The organism is Rhodopirellula bahusiensis (assembly GCF_002727185.1).
In the GTDB taxonomy this organism is placed as follows: Bacteria; Planctomycetota; Planctomycetia; order Pirellulales; family Pirellulaceae; genus Rhodopirellula; species Rhodopirellula bahusiensis.
In genome coordinates this window covers 1-22717 of the sequence record NZ_NIZW01000011.1, presented here as the reverse complement: position 1 = coordinate 22717, position 22717 = coordinate 1, and the positions used below count along the sequence as shown (strand labels likewise).

17 protein-coding genes and 1 tRNA gene are annotated in these 22717 nt (G+C 56.1%); 16 read left to right on the top strand and 2 right to left on the bottom strand.

Features of this window, described 5'->3' with window-relative positions; genetic code table 11:
* Positions 1-184: 184 nt before the first annotated feature.
* The 3 genes from ftsY to CEE69_RS15140 all read left to right on the top strand — a co-directional run bounded on the left by ftsY (position 185) and on the right by CEE69_RS15140 (position 3167).
* Positions 185-1237, top strand: coding sequence for a signal recognition particle-docking protein FtsY (gene ftsY / locus CEE69_RS15155; protein ID WP_099261477.1), 1053 nt, complete (start codon positions 185-187; stop codon positions 1235-1237).
* Positions 1238-1242: 5 nt separating this feature from the next.
* Positions 1243-1824 carry a tRNA-(ms[2]io[6]A)-hydroxylase gene (gene miaE, locus CEE69_RS15150; protein ID WP_099261476.1) on the top strand — a complete coding sequence of 194 codons (582 nt, stop codon included), beginning with the start codon at positions 1243-1245 and terminating at the stop codon, positions 1822-1824.
* 131 nt (positions 1825-1955) lie between these two features.
* Positions 1956-3167, top strand: coding sequence for a hypothetical protein (locus CEE69_RS15140; RefSeq protein WP_233215257.1), 1212 nt, complete (start codon positions 1956-1958; stop codon positions 3165-3167).
* Positions 3168-3518: 351 nt separating this feature from the next.
* Here the strand turns inward: CEE69_RS15140 and CEE69_RS15135 are convergent, their stop codons facing one another.
* Complete coding sequence (locus CEE69_RS15135) at positions 3519-5774, bottom strand: sigma 54-interacting transcriptional regulator (protein WP_099261473.1); 2256 nt, start codon at positions 5772-5774, stop codon at positions 3519-3521.
* 190 nt (positions 5775-5964) lie between these two features.
* On the opposite strand from CEE69_RS15135, the gene CEE69_RS15130 reads away from it, so the two are divergent.
* Positions 5965-7314, top strand: coding sequence for a DUF1598 domain-containing protein (locus tag CEE69_RS15130; RefSeq protein ID WP_099261472.1), 1350 nt, complete (start codon positions 5965-5967; stop codon positions 7312-7314).
* Between the two features lie 71 nt (positions 7315-7385).
* Positions 7386-8087: an ankyrin repeat domain-containing protein gene (locus CEE69_RS15125; protein ID WP_143549254.1), complete on the top strand. Its 702-nt coding sequence runs from the start codon at positions 7386-7388 to the stop codon at positions 8085-8087.
* 56 nt (positions 8088-8143) lie between these two features.
* On the opposite strand, the gene CEE69_RS15120 is transcribed toward CEE69_RS15125, so the two are convergent.
* Entirely contained in the window at positions 8144-12007 is a 3864-nt protein-coding gene (locus tag CEE69_RS15120; RefSeq protein WP_099261470.1) for a serine/threonine-protein kinase, read from the bottom strand.
* Between the two features lie 424 nt (positions 12008-12431).
* Between CEE69_RS15120 and CEE69_RS15115 the strand changes: the two genes are divergently transcribed.
* The 11 genes from CEE69_RS15115 to CEE69_RS15060 form a co-directional block, all read left to right on the top strand.
* Positions 12432-12505: transfer RNA gene (locus CEE69_RS15115), tRNA-His, on the top strand.
* Positions 12506-12632: 127 nt separating this feature from the next.
* Positions 12633-13937: a tyrosine-type recombinase/integrase gene (locus CEE69_RS32860; RefSeq protein WP_199169880.1), complete on the top strand. Its 1305-nt coding sequence runs from the start codon at positions 12633-12635 to the stop codon at positions 13935-13937.
* A gap of 137 nt (positions 13938-14074) precedes the next feature.
* Positions 14075-15088, top strand: coding sequence for a hypothetical protein (locus tag CEE69_RS15105; protein WP_143549253.1), 1014 nt, complete (start codon positions 14075-14077; stop codon positions 15086-15088).
* 63 nt (positions 15089-15151) lie between these two features.
* Positions 15152-15469 carry a DUF1580 domain-containing protein gene (locus CEE69_RS15100; RefSeq protein WP_099261468.1) on the top strand — a complete coding sequence of 106 codons (318 nt, stop codon included), beginning with the start codon at positions 15152-15154 and terminating at the stop codon, positions 15467-15469.
* 109 nt (positions 15470-15578) lie between these two features.
* Positions 15579-16088 (top strand): hypothetical protein, encoded by a 510-nt coding sequence (locus CEE69_RS15095; protein ID WP_143549252.1) that lies wholly within the window; start codon positions 15579-15581, stop codon positions 16086-16088.
* Positions 16088-18835 (top strand): phage/plasmid primase, P4 family, encoded by a 2748-nt coding sequence (locus CEE69_RS15090; RefSeq protein WP_099261466.1) that lies wholly within the window; start codon positions 16088-16090, stop codon positions 18833-18835. The genes CEE69_RS15095 and CEE69_RS15090 overlap by 1 nt, the downstream gene beginning before the upstream one ends.
* Before the next feature lie 1179 nt (positions 18836-20014).
* Positions 20015-20236: a hypothetical protein gene (locus tag CEE69_RS15080; protein ID WP_099261464.1), complete on the top strand. Its 222-nt coding sequence runs from the start codon at positions 20015-20017 to the stop codon at positions 20234-20236.
* A gap of 2 nt (positions 20237-20238) precedes the next feature.
* Positions 20239-20487 (top strand): hypothetical protein, encoded by a 249-nt coding sequence (locus tag CEE69_RS15075; protein WP_099261463.1) that lies wholly within the window; start codon positions 20239-20241, stop codon positions 20485-20487.
* Entirely contained in the window at positions 20484-20738 is a 255-nt protein-coding gene (locus CEE69_RS15070; protein ID WP_099261462.1) for a hypothetical protein, read from the top strand. The genes CEE69_RS15075 and CEE69_RS15070 overlap by 4 nt, the downstream gene beginning before the upstream one ends.
* Before the next feature lie 75 nt (positions 20739-20813).
* Positions 20814-22046: a phage major capsid protein gene (locus tag CEE69_RS15065; RefSeq protein ID WP_099261461.1), complete on the top strand. Its 1233-nt coding sequence runs from the start codon at positions 20814-20816 to the stop codon at positions 22044-22046.
* Between the two features lie 121 nt (positions 22047-22167).
* Positions 22168-22717: hypothetical protein (locus CEE69_RS15060; RefSeq protein ID WP_143549250.1), on the top strand; the 550-nt coding region annotated here is incomplete at its 3' end.

Genomic DNA, 22717 nt, shown 5'->3' with positions numbered 1-22717 from the left:
AGCCGGGGGAAGAGGTGGGGATGAGTCCGATATCTTAACCGAACGGATGGACAAACCATCACGTCTGTGGACTTCCCCGGGTGGTGGATTTCATCGCATTGCGACACAATTTGTCTGGCTGCGGCGACGTCGCATCCATCCCATCGTGTTCTCATACGCTCCATTCCCAAACGTGCATTGATAGATGGCTTTCTGGCGATCCAAGAAGAACGACTCGAGCGACGAATCCACCACCCCCGCCTCGCCATCGGCGGGTGACGAAGCTGCGGCCGGCCCAGAAAGATCGACCGGCCCAGATAACTCGGCCGGCCCAGAAAGCTCCGGTGGCCTGTTTGGCAAGATGAAGAACGGCCTGCAGAAGACTCGCCGGGTGCTTGGAACCGACATCCGCGACTTGTTCAAAGCCGAAGGCCGCTTGGTCGACGAGGACTTCCTTGGCGAACTCTACGCTCGCTTGATCCGCACCGACATGGGCGCCGGCCCCGCCGGACGAATTCGCGATCGAGTCGCCAAGGACTTTCGCGGCCGCGTGGTGCACTTGGAAGAAGTCGTCGAAACAATCACCGAAGACATTCGTGAACAACTGAAACAAGATCACGGCGACCTCGCCAAAGCGGACTCGCCACCGACGGTCATTTTGGTCGTCGGCGTCAACGGAAGCGGCAAGACGACATCGATCGGAAAGCTGTCGCATCATCTGGTTTCGCAAGGCCACAAGATCGTTCTCGGTGCGGGCGACACCTTCCGCGCCGCCGCGGTGGAGCAACTGACCATTTGGTCCGAGCGAATTGGTTGCGAAATCGTGACCGGCCCCAGCGGAGTGGATCCCGCCAGCGTCGCCTATCAAACGACCGAGAAAGCGATTGAGATCGGTGCCGACTACGCGATCATCGACACGGCCGGACGCCTGCAAACGCAAGGCAAGTTGATGTTGGAATTGGAAAAGATCCGCCGCGTTATCGACAAGAAACTGCCTGGCGCTCCGCACGAGGTTCTGTTGGTTCTCGATGCCACCGCGGGCCAAAATGCAATCAGCCAAGCAAAAGGGTTTAGCAACGCGGCGGGATGCACGGGGATCATTTTGTCCAAGCTGGACGGGTCCGCGAAAGGCGGCGTCGTCTTACCAATTCGCGAACAATTCGAACTGCCAGTCAAGTTCGTCGGGCTGGGCGAAGGCATCGAAGACATGACGAAGTTTGATCCAGACACGTTTGCCGCAGCGTTGCTGGAGGCCTAATCGCAATGCTTCATTTGCATTCCGAATCGACAAAGCGTTGGCTGGAACAAGTCGACAACCATCTCGATGAACTGCTGCTCGATCACGCGCACTGCGAACGCAAAGCCGCGTCGACCGCGATGAACCTGATGAACGCATACACCGAGAACCTCGACATCTGCCGCGAGATGGCAACGATCGTCGAAGAGGAACTCGAACACTTCTTCATGGTCGTCGACATCCTGAAGCAACGCGACATTCCGTTCCGGCGGATCGCTCCGGGACCATATGGTCGCAAACTAACCGCTTTGATACGCCAGAATGATCCTAACCGTGCCGTTGATCGGTTGTTGGTCGCGTCGTTGATCGAGGCTCGCAGTTGCGAACGGTTCCGTTTGCTTGCTGACCATGTTGTTGACCGCGAGCCAGAGTTATCAGCGTTTTACGCGGGTTTGTTCGAAAGCGAAGCCCGCCATCACACCACCTACGTGAAGCTCGCCGAACATTTCGCGGATCGCGAAACGGTTCGAGGACGTCTCACGGAACTGTCCAAGTTGGAAAGTGAGATCATCGCTGAGGGCAGTGAACTGCCTCGAATGCATTCGTGACTCGATTGTTTCACGCAGCCATTTCATCGCTTTCAAAGTGAAGAACAAAGCGTCTGCACAGGCCACCAAGTTTCACGGCACTGGCCGCGCAAATTGCAACTCAAGACCAACAAGTTGGCACCGAGTTTGCTTTGCTTGCCCGTCGCGGAAAAGACGAAATAATCTTGTCGCTGGCGGAAGTCAGCCCGCATCCAAGATGGAACGGAATCGAGTCGGATGATCCGGCTATCACCGTCAATCAATGGTTCGGACGCGGAGACACACGGATGAACTTCTTTCAAACTCGAGTCAAATCTTACGCTTTGGTGTTCGCCTTGGCTTTGCTGGCCACCGACATCTTCGCTGAAGAAAGTGCACCAGCTCTTTCGTTTGATCTGCCACCGACCGCAATTGCCCGACCCGTCGACCTTTCGGATCGGATGACACCCACCGCTCAGGCCGGCGAGTCGATGCAAGTCGAGTTGCGATTGTCGTCGATGGTCTCGGGCAGCAAGTTGCCAACGATCGAACGCTGGATGGTGCAGGTTGTTCCGCGTGCCGCTTCTTGGCGAGTCCTTGATTACTCGCCACGCACTGAAACGGGCACCGATTACGCCACACCAATCCAAGTCAAACGCTCCGACGAGTCAACTCGTTCGATCGGTGTCGCCGCCGACGGTGGCTATGGTCACTTGGCATCCGCGCATTTGGGAGCCGACAACGGAGACAAACAATCCGAGGCGATCCAGTTCGACAAACACGCTCCTTTGCACGCTGTCTCCGCCGCGGGAACGATCGAACGAGGTCGCGGCGTGTATTACAAGCTGCGTTGGACGTCGCAACAAGTTTTGGAAGGCGAAAAGACATTCCAAGTTGCATTCGACGTGCCTCCCGGTTTCCGTGCCGGGATGCTCGACGTCGTCGTGATGGCGTACGGAAAGCCAGCGAAGAGCAATCCGATCAGCGGCGTTTGGGCGGACATGCCGTTGTTGGAAACCAGTTCCTCATCAACGATGCTTGGCAAAGCCCACTTCACCGTCGCCGTGCATCGCGAAGGAGACGACGCGGCCTGGAGTTTGGCTCGTCAATTGGCATCGTCGGAAGTTCGCCTTCGACAAGCAGCATCGGGACACCGAGCCGATACATCCATCCGATCGCTTCCAACCTTGATTCGGCACGTGGCCGCCAAGATGGATGTGGACTCGGTCGACGTCCACGGCGACTGGGCCGAACGTCTGATCGCGGGAAAAGCCGATCCATACATCGACCCCGTGATCCGAAAGTTGCCAACTGATTTGCGAGTCGTGGCACTGGACTACAACGACAGTCGCCGAGCGTTGTTGGCACTCAGCGAAAATCGCTAACTCGTCTCACCATCAATCGCACAAGCCCTCCGGATTTGGCCGGAGGGCTTGCGGCGTTTTGGTATGCAGACGCGAAAAGATCTTCGTAGTGGAACCTAGAAACGCCCCAAAAACATGCAGTTTGAAAAACGCACGAAACCACCGTCCAAAATGAAAGACTTGGATCCAAAGTAAGTGCCATTCGTCGTTCGCCACTGTTGCGCGTAGGAACCGCGGCTAACGCCGTGCGGCTGGTTTGGGTGGCATAGACCTCGCGTTATCAGCGGCGAGTTGGCTGCACGTGACGCTCACAACAGTTGCAAAGGCCCATGCCGTGAACAAGGCTTTGGCGAGCGTTTCCTGACTTCCTGCTCAGTTGTCGTTCTTTTGGGCCTTCTTTAGCTTTCGATCCAAGGTACTGCGTTCAATGCCTAGGATCGTCGACGCACGACTCTTGTTCCCACCGGTGGAATCAAGCACTCGTCGAATATGACGCATCTCCAATTCCGCCAGCGATAGCCGCAAGTCATCCGCGTAGCCACCGGATCGACTGTTTTTTCCTGAACTCTCTTTCGGCGATCCGGCGACCGGTGTGATCATTAAATCATCCGCGTCTAGTTCACCCACGACTCCCTCGCCGCCAGCATCCATCGGCGACATCACCACAGCTCTCTCGATCACGTTGCGAAGCTCTCGAACGTTGCCAGGCCAACGATGGCGTTGCAATTTTTTCTCCGCCAAAGCCGTGAACTTCAATCGCCCGCGTGCCATTGACTCGGCAAACGTTTGAAGGAAGTGATTCGCGAGCAAAACCACGTCGCGGCCGCGTTCTCTTAACGGCGGCACCAGGATCTCGACCACGTTCAGTCGGTAAAACAGATCTTCGCGAAAAGTCCTCTGCTCGACCATCACACGCAAATCGCGATGTGTCGCCGCGACGACTCGAACATCCACTCGAATCTGTGAATGACCACCGACACGTTCAAAAGAATGGCCCTCCAGCACACGAAGCAGTTTGGCTTGCAGGTCCAAGCTCATCTCACCGATTTCGTCCAGCATCAATGTGCCACCCGAGGCGGCTTCGAACTTGCCTCGCTTCTGCTGCGTCGCGCCGGTGAAGGCGCCTTCTTCGTGGCCGAAAAGTTCGGACTCCAACAAGTCCTTGGACAACGCCGCGCAGTTTAGACACACCAGCGGCCCATCTCGACGCGGGCTCGCATGATGGATGGCCGACGCAACCAGTTCTTTACCAACACCAGACTCGCCACGAACCAGGACCACCGAGGGCGTCGGCGCGACTTGCGCGATTTGTTGCTGCACCAGTCGGATCGGTTCGCTGTTGCCGAGAATCTGGATCCGCCCGGCCAGCTGGCGACGCAAGCGATTGATCACCGCCTCTGACTTCTTGAGTGACCGCGTCAACGAAGCCTCGCGGTGGATCGACCGAATGGCTTGGCAGAAGATCTCTCCCGCCGCGACCACGTTCCTCAGTTGGTTCGGCGTCAACGCGGGCTGGCCAGCTGGCGTGGTCACATGCACCAAGCCGACCGGCAACTCGTTCTCAGCAATAGCTTTGCCAGTGGATGAACCCTTATCGAGTTTCGAGTCACCTGCAGCCTTCTGCGACTGGGCATTTCCACGAGACACCGGACGGAGTGGTGCCAAGATGATCGACTCCACATCAATTTCGCCAGCGGTGTTCTCCGTCGCGAGTCGGCGATCACCCAATACGTTGCGGGCCAAAATCGCGGCAGACTGAGGTTGCAAAATGGGTTCGACCAGCGGCGACGGTGGACGTCGATACCGAGTCCCGGTGGGCTGGCGAACCAATCGCGGCGGAGCCAAACCACCGCCCTGGACCAACGCGGCTCTTTGCTCCGCATCGAACAGGTACAAACCAATCGTGGATCCAGAGAGCAAATCATCGAGCGTTTGCATCAAAGTCTCGCCGCATTCCTCGATCGATTCAGCTCGGCCCAGAGCAAACGCCATCGCAAGCAGCGGGTCGGCCGCATCGGACCGCATTTCGCTTTCGCCGGCAGAACTGGAATCTCGATTCATGCGGCGTGCCAGCCCGCTGGTCATGATCTGGGAGACGACGTCAACTTCGCTTTCGCCGTTACCACCGTCAAAATCGGAGCCAGCGTCCTTCGAGCCGATCCCCAAATTGTCTTGGGTTGCCCCATCGTCGGCAGATTGGGATCCGTCCGCCTTCGCCACTCCCGCCCCGCTTGCATTCCGCTCGGGGGGGCGAGTCAGCGTGGCGGGGTTCCGAGTGAAGGTCAGCTCAAACCCAGCGATTTCGATCTGGTCGGCTTCGTTCAGGACGGTAGGTGCCTGAATTCGCCTCGAATTGACGCTCACACCATTTCGAGAATTCAGGTCGGCGATCGCCCAGACCGGGCCATCAGCGGTGATCGACGGTCGGATTTCGGCATGTTGGCGGCTGGATTGGGCACTGCGAAGCACAATCGGGTTGGACGAAGAACGTCCGATGGTCCAATGCACCTCACCGGACAATCGAATCACATCCGTCCAGCGCATGCCTCGATGGACCACCAAATAGGCGTCCGGAGGCGATTTCGCTGGAGCAGCGGCGGGTTCAGATGTGTTAGATTTGCTTGTCACTGGTAGGGCCTGCAATTATTCTAATCATAGACTGCGGGTTCTCCCCACCGCCGGTCGCCTTTCACCATCCCTTCTCTCCGCCAGCCGGATACACGTCTCGATGCGTTCTTCTCTTCTTGGTCGTCCTGTTTCCGGCCGATCCAACCAATGCGGTTCTGGGTCACTCGGTTTCGGATCTTGGGTTCGTGCTATGCGTTTACCGACGTTGATGATCTCCGCGATCTGCTTGGCGATGACAGTTTCCACGGCGGACGCCGGCATCGGCCTCGGCAACCAGCAATCTGTGGGCGGTGTGATGATCGCTCCTGATGGAAGCGTTCGTGCCGCCACGGTGGAAGAGCAAAAGGAAATGGCACAAGTCGTTCGCAATGCCATGCAAGCCCCAACGGGTGAACTGGCTCAAGCGACCGATCGCCGCGTGATTTCGCTCAACGGTTTGCAAGCCGCACTGAAGGAAGCTCACGAATCGGGTCAGCACCTTGACACCGAAACCATGTTTCTCGCTGGGATGCAGCGAATTGAATATGTGATTGTCGACCAAGAAAACAACGACATTTTGCTGGCCGGTCCTGCTGAACCTTGGATGGTTCGCCCCGATGGACACGTCGTCGGAACCGAGACCGGCGGAGCGGTCCTTCGCCTGGATGACCTCGTCACCGCATTCCGTAGTGTCGAAACCGCACGCAATGACGGTGGCATCCGTTGCTCGATCGAACCAACAGCCGAAGGTCGCCTGCGTCTTCAAAACTTCTTGAAAAACGTCAAGCTTCGTCCCGGTCAAAACCCCGCCTACCTCGAAGCCGGCATGCGACAAGCCTTCGGCCCGCAACAGATTCTGTTGGCCGGCGTTGCCACGGACAGTCGATTCGCTCGCACCCTGGTTGCGGCTGACTTCGAAATGAAACGCATTGCGATGGGCCTGACTCAATCGCCTGTTGCTGGCCTTCCCAGCTACCTGGAAATCGCAAAGCACCAAGCTCAATCCAGTGTCAGCAGCCCTCGCTGGTGGATGGCATGTGACTACGATCCCATCGCTCATGACGCCGAAGGACGCGTTTGGAAAATCAGCGGCCAAGGCGTCAAGACCCTGACCGAAGACGACACGTTCGACAAACAAGGCAACGTTCGCTCGACCGGTCGGCAGAACCCGCTGGCGACCAAGTGGGCCGACATGATGACCGAACAATTCGAAGACCTGTCGCGTGAACGCCCTGTCTTCCGTGACCTTCGCAACGCAATGGACCTCGCCGTCGTCGCGACCCTCATCACCCAGCAACAACTCGACCACAAATCTGGCATCGACTTGAGCGTTCTTCGTGGCAATGATTCGCAAGTCGAATTGGCCAGCTACGACATGCCCAAGACGCTCGAGCCACAGTGCAGCTTCATCAAAGGCCGTGCTGGCTGGACGGTGACCGCATCCGGCGGAGTCAATCTGAACGCTTTCGCGATCTCCGAGAACGCCGTGAAGGATGAAACACTGGGCAACATCGCAGTCGCCAGCGACTCCGCTTCACGTTGGTGGTGGGACGGCGAGTAAGCCCAACCGCTGGCTTGCATTGAATCCGATCATTCTCGAGTCAGACTTTGGCTCGAGCGAACTGGACGTCGATGGCATTTGAAAAAAGCATTCACGACGCATGTTGTGACGGCGACCTCGATTGGGTTCGCCAGTGCATCCTCGACGATCCCACATCCGTCGACACGGACGACCAATACAACTGGCGTCCAATCTTCCACGCAGGTCTGCATCGACGGCTGGAAATCGTACAGTTGCTGATTGAATCGGGTGCCGATGTGGCAGCACACAACGGCGATGTGCTTCACTACGCCGGCGAAGTGCCCGACAACAAAGCGATTGTGGAACTGCTGGTCATCCACGGGGCACTCGAAGCCTACGCGCGACCGACCGGCGATCGATCACGCCAATTGTTGTCAGCACTGTTCATCGGCCATGAGGCTCGTGTTCGCAGCCTGCTAGCTTTGCATCCTGACTTGGCGAATCGCTTGGACGGTCGTGGGGACCATCCGATTCATCATGCAGCACGCAATGGCGACACCGATTTGGTCGCCTTGCTGATCGCTCATACGGCCGACGTCCATGCGAGAAACCAACGAGGCCACACGGTGCTGTACTGCGCCGCTGGTCACGGGCACCTCGATACCGTCAGCTTGCTCCTGCAAAGCGGAGCCGACCCACGAGTTCAATTCACCGACGACGGCAAGACCATCCTCGAATGGTTGCAGCAATACCCTGACGACAGCCGATTTGCAGGCGTGGCAGAGCTGTTGCAGGCTTTCATGTCAGAGTGAACTTCGGAGATGTTGCTTGTATCCATCGAGTCATCTGCACAAACCGATTAAATGACTCACGCTTCCGGCCGGTCAACGCCACGGTAGAGCCTTGCGAAACGCGAGGGAGCGACCACGCCTTGGTCGGCCAAGTAGGCTTCCAAGTCCGATGGTTGATCGCTGGACTCCAGCCACTTCAGCTCGTCACCGGCAGCCAGAACGAATGGTGTCAGTCGAAGTTGTTCGGCTTTCGCACGTGCCGTGTTCAACAGGTCGCGTCCGTAAGCATCCGTCCCCGCAACGGAACTGCGAGCCATTTGGATGCCTTCGTAGAAGTCGGCTTTCATCGTCGCGAATTCGGAACGTTCGCGTCGCAGCTTTTCGATCGCTCGAAGCATGGATGTTTCAGCCAATTTTGCTTTGCAGCTCAACGATTGAAGCGACAACAAGCAAACGAACTCCAAGAAGTTGATCCGGATCATCTGCACCCGGTTCAAATCCGAGTATCGCATTTGGCGAGGCAACAGATCGAGCTTGGATGCACCGTTGGTAACGTCCGCTGCATAGATATCCAGCAGCGCGTCCTTGAATTGCTGGACAAACAAGAACGACGCAGGCCCGACGTGCTTCATGCATTCGCGAACGCGATCCGCCGCCAAATCCATCCTGGCCAAATCGTTGTCCGCAAAGAACGCGACGGACGCGTACCCCAACGTTCCCATGATGGTCACGAATTGATCGTTCGTCGTCCGGCCTTCCGCTTGCATGTCCGCGACCGTTCGCTTCATCTCGAAAATCATGCCGCATTGGAAGAACGATGCCAACTCGACGTAGGCCATGTGGGCAATTTCAAAGTTCTTCGCGTGCTCGCTCAAACCATAAAACTGTTTGGCTTTCGCACACGGCTCCAACGAGTCCGCGTATCGACCGTCCATCGCGGCGTGCCATGCCAAGCCACTGTTGACGTCACCGTGCCAAGACGGGTCGTCATCGGGCCGGAGTGACTCAAGCATTCGCTGCAAATTTTGGCTCGCACGCTGCCGCGGTCGGCCGGGACCGTACGACCCGAACACCGCTTCACCGACACCCAAGTGCAATCGCTCGCCAACCGTTCCCAACAAACGAACTTGCCGAGCCGCGAAAAGGGACCACTCTACGGCGACGTTGTTGTTGATGATGCTGAGCGGTCGAATCAGCCGCACGCAGGCCTCGATCTGGCTGCCCTCTTGCCACGTCCGATCAGGATTCGCTTGTTCACGATCGACCGCGAGGTCCCGCTGCATCGGCAACAGACGAATGAATCGCCAGATGACCGATAGCTTGAACGCCCAGTTGGACTTCACCCGAGGAAGCCCCAACTGATTGATCAACGGTTCAACCAATCGGCTCGCGTCGCTGAATTCTCCCGAGCGGATCAGACACTCGACTCGGTGCAGCTCATGCTCGACGGAAGCATGCCCGTCCAACAACCCAGCCAATGCCTCGTGAGTCGAAGCCGCTCGGTTGAGCAGTCCGCTGCGATGCCAAGCAAACGACGCGTCCTTCAAATACGAGATCTTCTGATCACCCGCTGAATGTTCCGCAGCAACCTGCAACCACGACGCAACTTCTCGGTGAGCGTACATCTGTTGGGCTTGCTCGGCAGCCAACTTCGCCCACTTCGCAAGTGGTTCGTAAATCTCGGCTCGCTGATAGTGCGACGCGATCACATTGGCAACGTCTGGCCGAACGTGAGACAACGTCTCCGCCCAATCCGCGTGCAATTGGCGAATCTCAGTTTCCGACATTTGAGCCAGAACCTTTTCGCCCAACCTCGAATGCCAAATCTGCACCGTTGGCCCAGATGATTCGCCACGAACAATCAGCCGATGTCGCTGCAGCTCATCCAGGTGATCTTCCAAGGACGATTCATCTTCGTCCCAGCCTCGGAGTTCTTCCACCGGAAGTTGGCGTCCGGCTGCCGCGATTCGTCGAAGCCATTGCAAAGCACCGGGCGGCAACTTTTCACATCGTGTTTGCCAGAGCCTTTCCATCGACGGAACGGACACGCTGCCGCTTTCACCGTCAGTCTTTTGAATCGCATCGGACAACCATCCACCCGGACGAAGCTCTTCCAAACAAGCGTCCAGCCGATAGGGCAAACCGTCGATTTGGCCCGCCAAATCCCTTAAGTGTGCGTCCGGAATTTCCAATTCATACTTGGACGCTTCCCGGATCAACATTTCAATCGCCGTTTCGTCCGGCAACGGCCCAACCTCGATCGTCTCATCAGGCAAAGTGATTTGTCGGTCGCCATCGGTTCGCGACACGGTGATCAGTCCAAGCCCCTGCAACTCGGGTGCTTTGGGCCGATTCATGCTCCCCGACTGCAGGTAGTCCAGCACGGAAATCGTGTCTCGGTCAGCCCACTGAACGTCGTCGATCACAAAGAAAACCGGACCATACTCCCGCAAACGTTCACAAACCTTCAGAGCGGCTTCCAATCCACCGGGACGAGTCGGCGAGGTCTGCAACAATGGCTGTGAGCGATCTACCTCCAAGACTTCCGCCAAGCCCGGCAAGATGCTCGTCAAGACGCTGACCGTGACCGAATCGACTTGCAAGGGTTCACGATCCATCCCGCGAAACCGCATGGTGATTTCGTCGGAGATTTGACTGAAAGCTTGCAACGGCTTTTGATCGCGTTGCTGGCACCGAGCGACAAAGACCTGCGCCCAATTGAGCGAACGCAACTGCGAGAGCGCAACGTCCAACAGCGTTGATTTGCCGATCCCTGAATCGCCACTGAGATGCAATCGCTGGACTTGGCCACCCAAAACCAAGTGACTCCACCGGTGAATGCGAGCCAATTCGTTGTGGCGAATTTGCTGGGTGGCTTCGCGAACGCGACTGGAATCCACGTCGGTGATCCGAGTCATCTGCATCGTTTCGAGTGGACGCCCCAAACGCGACAAAGTCATCGCCATCGGGCGGTCGGCCTCGTTTGGCGCCAGCATCTCGTCCAACGTTTCCAACAAGTCCGCCGGAATGTTCGGATGCAAGCCGCGAACGGCGTTGGTGATCAACATCCGATCTTGTTCTTCGTTGGACTTGTCTCGGCGGATGCCTGACGAATCATCGCTTCCGTCAGTGGGTCGCGACTCGTTCTGCAACGATCCTTCGCGACGATACTGTGCAGCACTGAAAACACGCAGTGCTTCCAACACGACCATTCCCAAACTGAAAACGTCGCTCGAAGGCGTGTGCCGCTGACGCACCAACACTTCCGGTGCGACATACATCGGCGTCCAAATCAGGTACGCCCGCATCGATTCCGCATCGTGTTCTTGAAACATCCCCGCGGAGTCGTAATCGATGACGATGTAACGCTTGTAGTCGTCCGTCACCATGATATTGCTGGGTTTTAGATCACGGTGAACCAACTCTCGTGCGTGCATCCATCCGATCGCCGATCCGACTTGGCGAACCAGTTCGGTGATGTGTTCGCAAGCCACGTGCAACGGTTCATCACGCCAGCGACGGATGGCGGCGGTCAAGTTGATCCCGTCAATCCGCTCCATGCTGAACGCGACAACCTTGTCGTGCTCGTGAATCCCGTGCAATCGCATCAGGTTGCGATGGTTCAGCTTTGCCATCCGACGAAAACCGGTCTTCGCCAGCGTCGTACCCGGATCGTCTTCGACGGCCAAAATTTTCAGCGCAACCGGTTTGTCCGTGGCGTTCTCACGCGCAGCAAAAACCCAACCATGAGTGCCTGATCCCAACCACTCTTCGAGCGTGAATTCGCCCCAAGTATCACCCGCTTTATAGGGTGGAGCCTGCAACCGTGGTCGTGGCTTGATGCCCTGCGTCTCACGATCGAGGATGTGCTTGGTGCGTGTGTCTTGGCTAGCCAGTGGACGCATCCACTCATCGCCGGTGTAGTCTTCCCATTGCGACATTTCAAACGGGCCATCGTTCAGGGGGCATTGTTAGACCGTCTTTTGGCTTCATCGTAACATCACGAAGCTGGCGCTTCAAAAAGAACAACTCAGTTCTCTTAGACAGGCGAGAAAGAATCTTCGAATGGGGCGATCTCACCAGCCGCTCGGTTGTCTGCTCCGTTGAATTGCTCGGAACACCACCAGCACCAAAGCATCGTGTGTACTCAACGATAGCACACAACCTGCACGGGGGGTACGCATACAGGCTGGTGTATCAATGTCTAGTTTAGAACTGGCCCATTCGAAGCGAAGAGGAAAAATGGAAGGGCAGTTCCAATTTTGCGGATAAAGGGGCGTGATTCTATGGGTTTAGTGCGAAATCAGATGTCCCAGCGGGATTGACCACGCAAGACCGCGTCGATAAATTCGTCGCTCCTTCACGGTGGTTGTAGTTCAGTTGGTTAGAACGTCGGATTGTGATTCCGAAGGTCGGGGGTTCGAGTCCCCTCAGCCACCCTCTCTCTCGTAGCCGAATCTCCCGCAATTTGCGGCTCAAGTAGATACCGGGCAGGTCGCCCGTGCGGCGTTTTCCTAAGGACCCAAAACGGTACATACCGTTTTGAGAACATTGGAGGCGTTTCACGTGCCCAAACTCTCGAAGTCGCTGCCCAAGTACCGCAAGCACAAAGCAAGCGGGCAGGCCATCGTCAACCTTGGCGGGAAGGACCACTACCTTGGCCCACATGGCACCAAAACCAGCAGAGTTGAATACGATCGACTGGTAGCCGAATGGCTCACCAACGGCCGGCGGTTGGCCAACCGAACCGATGAAACGGAAATCACCGTTGTCGAAGTGCTCGCCGCGTTCTGGAAGTTCGCCCAGGGCTGGTACGTCAAGAATGGTGAGCCGACCAATGAAGTCGAAGCCTATCGACTGGTTATTCGCGACATCAAGCGACTCTACGGCAACGCTCCGGCAACAGAGTTTGGGCCGATCGCGTTTAAGGCGGTTCGGCAGGTCTGGATCGACCGTGGGCAGGCTCGATCGACCGTCAACAAAAACGCCGGCAGGCTGAAGCGATTGTTCAAATGGGCAGTGGGCGAGGAGCTGATTCCGCCATCGGTGCATCAAGCGTTGCTGGCGGTCGATGGCTTGCGGAAAGGTCGGTGCCAGGTCCGCGAGTCCGACCCCATTATGCCGGTGCCGCTGGAAGTGGTTGAAGCAACGTTGCCGCATTTGCCCCGCGTCACTGCCGACATGATTCGGTTCCAGCTTCTGACCGGCGCCCGCCCTGGTGAAGTGTGTGTAATGACACCAGCTAGCATCCACCGAGACGAAGACGTTTGGGAATATCGCGTCGATGGTCACAAGACTGAACACCATGGCCGAAGTCGGACCGTCTTCATCGGCCCGGATGCTCAGTTGATTCTCGCCAGGTACCTACTCAGAGAGTCCGACGAGGTGTGTTTCTCGATGGCCGAAGCGGTTGAGCAACGCCGGGCTTTGAAGGCATCCCAGCGTGTCACTCCGCCATCGAGCGGCAACCGCCGCGGCAAACGATCCGAAGCGGATCGACGATCGATGAAGCGAAGTCGAAAACTGATTTCCCAGACCACGTTCAATACTGGTAGCTACGCACATGCGATCAAGTATGCGTGCGCGATCGCATTTCCGGCTCCAGAGCCGTTGGGATGCCAAGCCGGCGAAACGAACGCTGCACGTATGCGACGACTGACCGGGTCCCAGTCGGAAGAATTGAAAGCATGGCAAAAACAACACCGTTGGCACCCAAACCAGTTGCGGCACACCCGGGGAACGGAGATCCGAAAGCAATTCGGTATCGAAGCCGCCCAGGTGATTCTTGGACATGCCGCCGCGGATGTCACGCAAGTCTATGCCGAGCGTGACGCTGAGAAAGGTCGTGAAGTCGCTCGCAAAATTGGATAGAATTTCGTTGCTCAATGGCGACGGTCATTGAGCAAAAAACACAATCGCCGACGACGGTTGGCTGATTGGGTGCCCGGTTTCGCTGGCGGTTGCTTTCCACACCGCCAGCGACCGCGCACCGCAAGTGGAAAGAAAAGATGTCTGAGACCATCAAGTCGATTGAAAATGCGCTAGCGGCTCATGGTGCTTTCGCAACAAGAATTGCCGTGCTGATCGAGCGTCTCGCAATTTGCATCACCCAAGAACCGTTCACGCTCTCACTTCGACGTGATCGCGCGGCAATCTGCAACGAAGTCCGTGATACCGTGAGAGCCTTTGCTACGACCCAAGGCTTTTCGTCGCGAGACTCAAGCCCCTTGGTGTCATGGAGTTCTCAGGCAACTCCACAACAGCATCAATTGCGTCCACAACTCAACAGCCTGATAGCTCAGTTGGGTGCTGAATGGAAGCCGATGCGACTATCAAACTATGACAAGTCGGTTTTGGGGTCACTGCAGTCTGATCGTCAAAGGGTTTCGAGGCTGTTGGCTGTAGTAGAAGCGTTGCACCAATATCGTGTAAACGTTGAATCCACGATGACGGACGACCATGAAGACTCAATAAAGCTCAGGCTGATGAATGAACGCGATCAAATGGTTCTGTGTGAACTCACAGACATCGATTCAGTTCTCTTTGCCGGTATTGAACGCACGATAAAGACTCAGCTTGATCGGATCGAGGTTTGGATTGAGCGAATGTTTGGAGCAGCATCAGAGCGGAGCTCTGAGAATAAGACCGAATTTCTGACCACATCCAGTTCCTCTAATGTCCTGGAAATTGTCAACGGTGATTACCTCCACCCAAGGTGGAACGGAAAAGTGATTCCCATGATAAATCGATGTCGAGCCACCGTGCTCGAGCGATTGGTCGACGCCAATGGCGGGCCGTTATCGGATGAGCACCTTAGAAACGAAGCGAAACCATCCGACAAAAAGGGAGAACTGCGTGGACTGTTCAGAACTGGCGGTGAACCCCATGAAGCATGGGGCACCATAATTGCCCAAGCTCAACGACCAGATGGAACTGCGATGAAAGGACATCGCAGGATTCCGGCAAAGAAAATTCTAAAAACATGGCCTGACCGGGAAACCGACCGGGCAAGCGACCGGTAAAACGACCAGGTGATCTGGGATCCTTCTAAGCATCAATTTCCCTGTTGCTCAGAAAGGTTTGCCATGAATCAGAACAACTCGCATCCGGATCGACTTCTGCGACTCTCAGGTGGCGCCGCTCAAGTTGTCGAGCGACGCACCGGTGAGCGTCCATCTGCGGCGACAATGCATCGCTGGACTACCCGTGGGCTCGCCGGCCAAAAACTTCGTGTCCAATATGCCGGTGGTGTGAAACGAACCACCGAAGAATGGATTACGCAATTCTTTGAGGCGGTTACCGCAGCCAAGCTTGGGGACGAGGCTCCGGAAGAATCCTCGCCGGCCCGAGATCCCGAGGCCCGCGAACGCGCCGCGGCAGAGCTCGAAGCCGCCGGCATCTAAAAGAAAAACTCCAGTCACCGACGGCTACCCGGTGGCTGGAGTTTTCGTTTTTCAATCTCGCCGGCAGATCGTTGAGGGTCGGGCCGGCAAAACAACAAGGAAGTCACTCATGATGGTAGACCTATCGCCGGATTCCGGCAACCAAAACTCTCTGACGAAGTTTCCCACGAAAGAACACTGTTACGCTCGATTGCAGCGGTTGGGTTATCCGTCGTTCGTGGAGGCAAACACAAACCTCCTGAAATTCGTTTCTGAGGACGGAATCATTGAGGGTCGGTATCAGTTTGGTCCGCTCCGAGGGCTTCGGCGATGGGATCACCCCGGCAAGCGGCCAAAGATGGTTGAGATACTGGCCGCGCTGGCGTGGCTCGAAGCCAGCCCGCTCACATCCGTGAAGGCTGGGACGGTTTCGAGCTACCGTCTGAAACATATCGCCAGAAATTATGGCTGCCCCTACGTATCGCCGGGGGCAATGATCATTGCCGCCGATCGAGCCGGGTTCCCACAGCATGGTTCCACAACAAGCCTCAGTGGATCGCTCAACACGATGGTCGGCGTCTCAAAGCGATCTGTCAAGAATCTGCACAAAGTGTTTGCATCGATGGAGGCGCGGGCGTGATGGAATTTGATGCACCCGAATCGATTGGCAACGAAGCCCTGACGGTCACGCAAGAGTCGTTCATATCTTGCAAAATGAACCACGACAAGGAAGTCGTTCGCGCTGCCGCTAGCGGTCAATGGGATAACCTATTGTCCGCACTGACTGGTTACAGCCAAGAATACTTTGATGGAAAGCCGCACCCATGCCCAACGTGCGGAAAATCAAAGTTCAATCTTTTCGATAACGAAAAAGGCCGTTGCGGTTGCTATGCGTGCGACGACAGGAAAACAGGCGATGGATTTGGTTCGGTCATGTGGCTTTGCGGTGTCGGCTTTGAAGAGGCCGTGAACATGGTCGGAGATCGCTTGGGAATCTCAAAATCAACGCCAAAGCCGAAAACAAAGCCACTTCCGAAACAGGAGCCGCGGCGACCCAAAAGCCAAATCGACGATGAAACAGCCAATATTCGCCATAAGGTTTATTCCACGCTGGCGGAGCTGTACGGGCTCAGTGAACCACACCGGTTAGCATTGAAAGAACGAGGCCTATCGGAATCGGACATCGTAAGGAACGGCTATTTCAGTGTCAGCGGTCCTAAGATTGAAACAATGAAGACGCTCAAGCTTGACGCCGAACTGCGGGGGGTCGCCGACCGTCGCCAAGTCGCGAACTTAGTTCCAGGCATCTACAAGAAGGCAGCGAAGATTCAAGTCTTTTCACCTTCGTTGATGATACCCGTTCGAGACACTCAAGGGCGAATCATTGCAATCCGTATTCGGCCTGACAAACCAAAGAGCGACTCGAAATACACGTGGCTAACGTCAAACTCAGCAACCGCCCCGGGGGTTTCGCCGGGGACGCCCGCCCACGTTCCGCATCACGCTGGAAGCCCTGAGACGCTTCGCATCACCGAGGGCGAGCTCAAGGCGGACATTGCCACGAAGCAAACCGGCATTCTGACAATTGCAGCCCCGGGGGTATCTTGCTGGAAGAACGCACTACCGGCGGTTGAGCAATATCGGCCCGCCAAAATCCTGCTAGCTTTCGACAATGACGCTACCGACAAAAAAGAAGTTGCGAGATCGCTATCAGAACTGCATGATCACCTTGCAACGCTTGAATGGTCCCCGTTGGTGTTGGTTGAAACATGGCCGGCGGAGCACAAAGGAATTGACGATGCGATAGCAGCCGGTGCCGACATCAAGGAATTGGATTACAAAGCATCTGCTGGGCATATCGAAAGCCTTAAAAAGAAACACGGGATCGACAAGCCGACTCTGCAAGACTTGCTTGATGATCTTCGAGAGTTTGAGGATCCACACGACGCAAACAGGCTCGCTCGAATTAATCTTTCGACCTATGGCCAAAACCACAACGGCCGGCTTGCCTATTGGCGTTCAGACTTCTATCGCTACAAGTCCGGTGGTTGGCGGAAACTAACAGAGGATGAGTTGAAAGCCAAACTTCGTAGCTCAATCAACTCGGAACTTGTCAGGATTGCGATAGCAGAGCAAGAGATCCAGGACGATGAGGAGAAGCCTAAGAAAACTAAAAAGAAGTCGATCAGCAATCCGATGGTCGCAAACGTTTTTGAGGAGCTGAAACATTTAACCTTGCTTTCAAGCAGTCGCGTGAAGATGCCTTGTCTTCTAAACGATCCCGAAGGAGGCCGGTACCTTCTTTCGCTCGAAAATGGCTTGTTGGATCTCGACCGGGTTATCGCTGGAGCTCCCCCCGAAGACTGCTTCACGGATCACAACCCTGATTGGTTTGCTATCACCAAACTCGGATACTCGTTTGATAAAACCGCTAGCTCGCCAAAGCTAACCCACTATCTGGAAACGTCGCTTCCAGACGAATGCTCACGGATGCTTGTCCAGGAGTTCGCCGGTTATCTGCTAGTTCCCGAGAATCCGTTCCAGCGTTTTCTGGCCTGCGATGGTGACGGGGGCACTGGAAAGAGCGTATTGCTGTCCGGCATCTATACCGCCCTAGTTGGTGTTCAAAACACGTCCAATATCAAATTGGACGGGTTCGGCGGCAACCAGTTTGCCTTAATCAACAGCGTTGGAAAGGCTTTGAATGTTGATCCCGATGCAAACGAGTCGGCGAAAATTAACGAAGGACTCTTTAAGCAATTCTGTATTGGCGAAAGGTTGCAATTCGAAGGGAAGAACGGGCAACCGTTTTCAATGTCCCCCACCGCAAAGTGTGTTTTCGGATGGAATCACCGGCCCCGTATTCGTGACGCTTCCGACGGGTTATGGCGCCGGATGTTGCTCGTTGGCTTTGACCAAAAGGTTTCCGAGGAAGAGAAAATCGTCGGAATGGAAACGCCCGAATGGTGGGTGCGGAGCGGTGAACTTGCGGGCGTTTTCAATTGGGCACTTGCCGGACTGAAAAGGCTATTTGAGCAGGGAGGCTTCACGATCAGCAAAGCCATGCGAACGAAGGTAGAAGACTACCGGAAGTCGCAAAATCCGACTGCCGCATTCATCGATGAGCTTGTCACTTACTCGGCATCTGCGAGCCCGACGGTCAAGACAAGTTCCCTCGTCGCAGCCTACCGCCATTGGGCCAAAGACAACACGTCGGAAGCGGACGGGGAATCGATGAGCGCTAAGCGGATGAACGCCGCGATCGCCCAGCGGTTCGGAATCAAGTCAGAGGCATTTCGAGACGGGATCACCACAGCGAGAGGTTTCAAAGGCGTCCAGCTAAACGACTACCACGGAATGCCGAAGGAAGAAAAATTAAATTTCTAAGAACAGAAGCAATCTGTACGAGAAACAGAAAAAATTTATCAAGTCAGTTGCGCTTCGTTGCGCTTTGTTGCGCTTTGAAAACCGAAGCGCAACAAGATCGACCCCGCGATTCATTGGGTTTCTTTCTCTTGTTGCGCTTGTTGCGCTTTAACTCTCACGCACACACAAGAAGAGAAGAAAGGAAGGGCGAGAGAGCAATAAACGTAGCAATAACGGCATTGGGTTGAAATGCAAAAGAAGCGCAACATCCGCGCAAGCGCAACACATCAAGCAAGAGAAATTTTATGAACGCAAAACGAAAAAACTTTCAATGAATAAAATTCTCGCCTGCAACGACTGGCAACCAGTGAGGCGACCACCAACCAAACACAGCCGAGACACAACGGTTGAGCTACCAATGAACGACCACGATCGGGGCACTACAGCAACCCAAGCCCCCCCGTCTGGGTCCTTCCCAGGAATGACTCCTTCCCCTCTGCGATGGACAGGCCCGGGGTTCAGACACACAGAAAACAAGCAAACAGGAAACCCCGAGCCATGCCGCGACCACCATCCGAAAAAATTGCCGTCGTTTGTCTTTGGTGCAGTGAGAAAAAATTCTTGCCGCCAGGTGAGGCACGGCGGACCAAATACTGCAGTCGGCCGTGCGCGACAGATGGTCGCGCCGTGACTCGCCAATGGGATCGCATCATCGATCTGTTGGAGTCACGTGGCGAAGTGCCGGCACACGCATGCCCGTTAGACGCTGACCCGCAGGACCGCATCCGGGTGCGTGGGCAGAGCGTGTACGTCCGCCGCGGAGATGGGTGGATGCGATTCACCGCTGGACGGTCACCCGTGAAAGTCGCGAACGCCCCCCGATGCAGCCGAGCGTCGTGACCAAAAACCACCGAGGGACCGGCCCAATGAATTCGGAAGAGCAGGACTCACGCTATGTGTTTGTGACCTACCCCGTCTGCCGCGTGTGCGGAGGCACAAACATCAAGGCCACACGGGGAGCGAAAGATGTTGGCGACGGGGTTCGAGAGCGTCCCAGTAAATGCCAAGACTGCGGTCAATTGCTGACGGTAGTCTACGAACCCCCGAAATTATGAGCGAATCCTTCTAGATTCTAGAAGGGCTGTTCTGGACATGGCTAAAACTTCAGGCATCCAAACCCAAAACCCATAAGGCCACCAAATGCAAGACATCGATCTGACATCTGTCGGCCGGATCGCCGGCCACTTTCAAACGCCCGTTCCCCGCCTAATGGACATCATCAAGCAATTGGGCATCGTTCCTCAACAGCGTCTCAATGGCGTTGGCTACTACCACCCCCACGACGTTGAACGCATTGCCGCGGTGTTGCGTGGCGGCAATGGGAACACCACCCCGACCATGGACCGCCAAGGGATCCAGTGAGCATGGCCAACCAGCCCGAGCCGCTGCATGAGCGAACGACCAACAGCGACATCGCGACTCGTTTCGGGCTGCGACTGGCAACGGTTGACAGCGTGGCCAGCAAGTTGGGGATCCAGCCCAACGGGGTTATCGGCAGTTCCTTCACCTATGCCCATGCCGATGCCGAGCGGATCCAGTCTCACATTAAGCAAACCATTTGGCTTCAATCGCAAGCCGACACCTTTCAATTCAACCCATCGAACTTTCAATGACAACCATCGAACTGACCATCGGCCAACCTGCCGACATCGAGTCTCAAAGCGTCCACGTGGTGCGAACAGCAATGCACAAGCAAGGTTCGTATCCATCGCAACGTGCCGCCGCATTCATCGAGATCGGTGACGCCGATGAAGTTGCCCACTATGTCGGTGACGCTGTTCAGATCGGCGACGCAAAGTTCCATGTCCAACACATCGAAGTTGGCCAACCCGCCGGCCGGGTCCTACTGGATCCCGTTGGCTGATCAGACCACCAACACCAAACACGATTCACAGCGGTCTGACGGCCCGCATCAACTCCAACGAAAGAGACCAGAAGCATGTTCGGAACCACTCAGCCGAAAGAACAATTCGCAATCGATGCTATCAACGCGTTGGCTTATCGATCCACCGACAGGCCGACTTTCGAGCTGTCCAAGGGTGCCGAGGCGATGGCCAACAAACCGTTGTGGGCGATTGCTGCCGAATGCCTGCAACATGCCGGCCATCAAGTTGACATCTACGGCAACCCCGAGTTGATCGCGGAACGCGCAATGCAGCTTGGGGGATTGGATCGCGTTACGAGCTTTGCAGCCAATGAGGATCGCCGGTACATCGGTGCCAGTGGATCCCCAAACGCCACCCCCGGCGACTTCCCGAACATCTTGTCCGGATTGGCCAACAAGTTCCTGGATACGGTCGAGCTTGATGACGACTACTCGTTCGATCAAGTCTCCGCCTTGATGCCAAACGCTTTGAACGACTTCAAGCCGATGCCGTTGATCAACCGCGGGACGGTGGACGAGCTGGACGAGCTGCAAGACGCCGAGCAATTCAAAGAGATCGGGCTCGAAGAAGAAGTTCTTTCCTACGTGTTCGTCCGGCGGTTCGGGAACAAATTCGGGTGGACTCCGAAGATGATCGCCGATGACGACATGAACGCGTTCTCCGAAGGGATGCTGGGGCTGCAGGAAGCTTGGCAGACCACCCAGAACCGGCTTGTTCTTGATCGCTTCACGTCGAACGAGAACTTGCTCGATGGCTTTCCATTGTTCGCCGATCGTCCCAACGTTGGCACCGCGACCAACAACAACATTCGCAGCGGTGGTGCGGTCCCATCGGATTCGGAGTGGGGCGAGATGGAAACGCTCTACAGCGACATCGGCGGGATCGGGACGCAGCAACGTGTTCGTGGTTCGCTCAACACGATCCTGACACCAACCGGGGCACCCGCCCAAGCCGCGCGTCGCACTTTCTTCCCGCTCAATCGCGATGGACTCGAAAACAAAGTCGCGACCACCACGGAGAACGTTGGCTTGTACCGGGGTGAGGTTGCGGTGGTTCCCGAAAGCGAACTCCGCAGCGTCAGTGCATCGACATGGTACGGCATGCGAAGCCCAACCCGCCTCCGCACCGCAACCGTGGTTCGGGGTTACTTCAAAGGCTACGGCACCCAGGGCCGCCGCGAACGTTGGTATGACCCAGGCAACAAAACGATCTACGTCTCGATCGAGGGCCGCATTGCGGCCGCCGTCAAGAACTGGCGATACGCGGTCAAGAATCAAACCGCCTGATCCGCCCTCCACTTTGGAGGTGTCGTCTCCACCTTCGAAGCACCGCAAGCCCGTTCCCGATTCGTCGGTGCGGGCTTGCGGCAGTGACAGACGCCCATTTACACGCTCGAGGAATGACGCCATGGCACTCGCCACCAAGACCTATCACGGACAAACCCAGCACGCCCCAACGACACCCAAGCCGACGTTGTCGAGTCGATTCGCAAAGCTCATTGGCAAGGTGGGAGAATCGCAAGCCACCGAAGACGCCCAGCGAATTGAATCACTCGATGGGTTGATCGATGCGTTGGCCGATGCCGAAGTGAATCCCGAAGCGAAGCAGCCAACCGCGGCGAACGTCCGCAGCGTTTGCGATGCAGTGGGCTACTCGCTGGATCAATTGGAATCCGACGTTGCCCGCAAAGTTGAGTTTTTGAAATCGCGAGAAGTGTTGGCGGGCGAGTCCGAAGTGATTCGGGAAATCGCGGACATCAACGAAGCCATCAAACAACACGAAGCTGACTTTCAGTCGATGATCGCTGACATGCGGTCCAAAGGGGATCAGTTGCTTGTTGAATTGCGAGAAGCCGAGGCCCGCCGGCGGACAATCGAGAGCCACCGAAGCATTGCAGCGGCCGCGGCTGGTGGCCCATCGCAACGTGAGCAAGAGATCCAAGATCAGATCCGCAAGC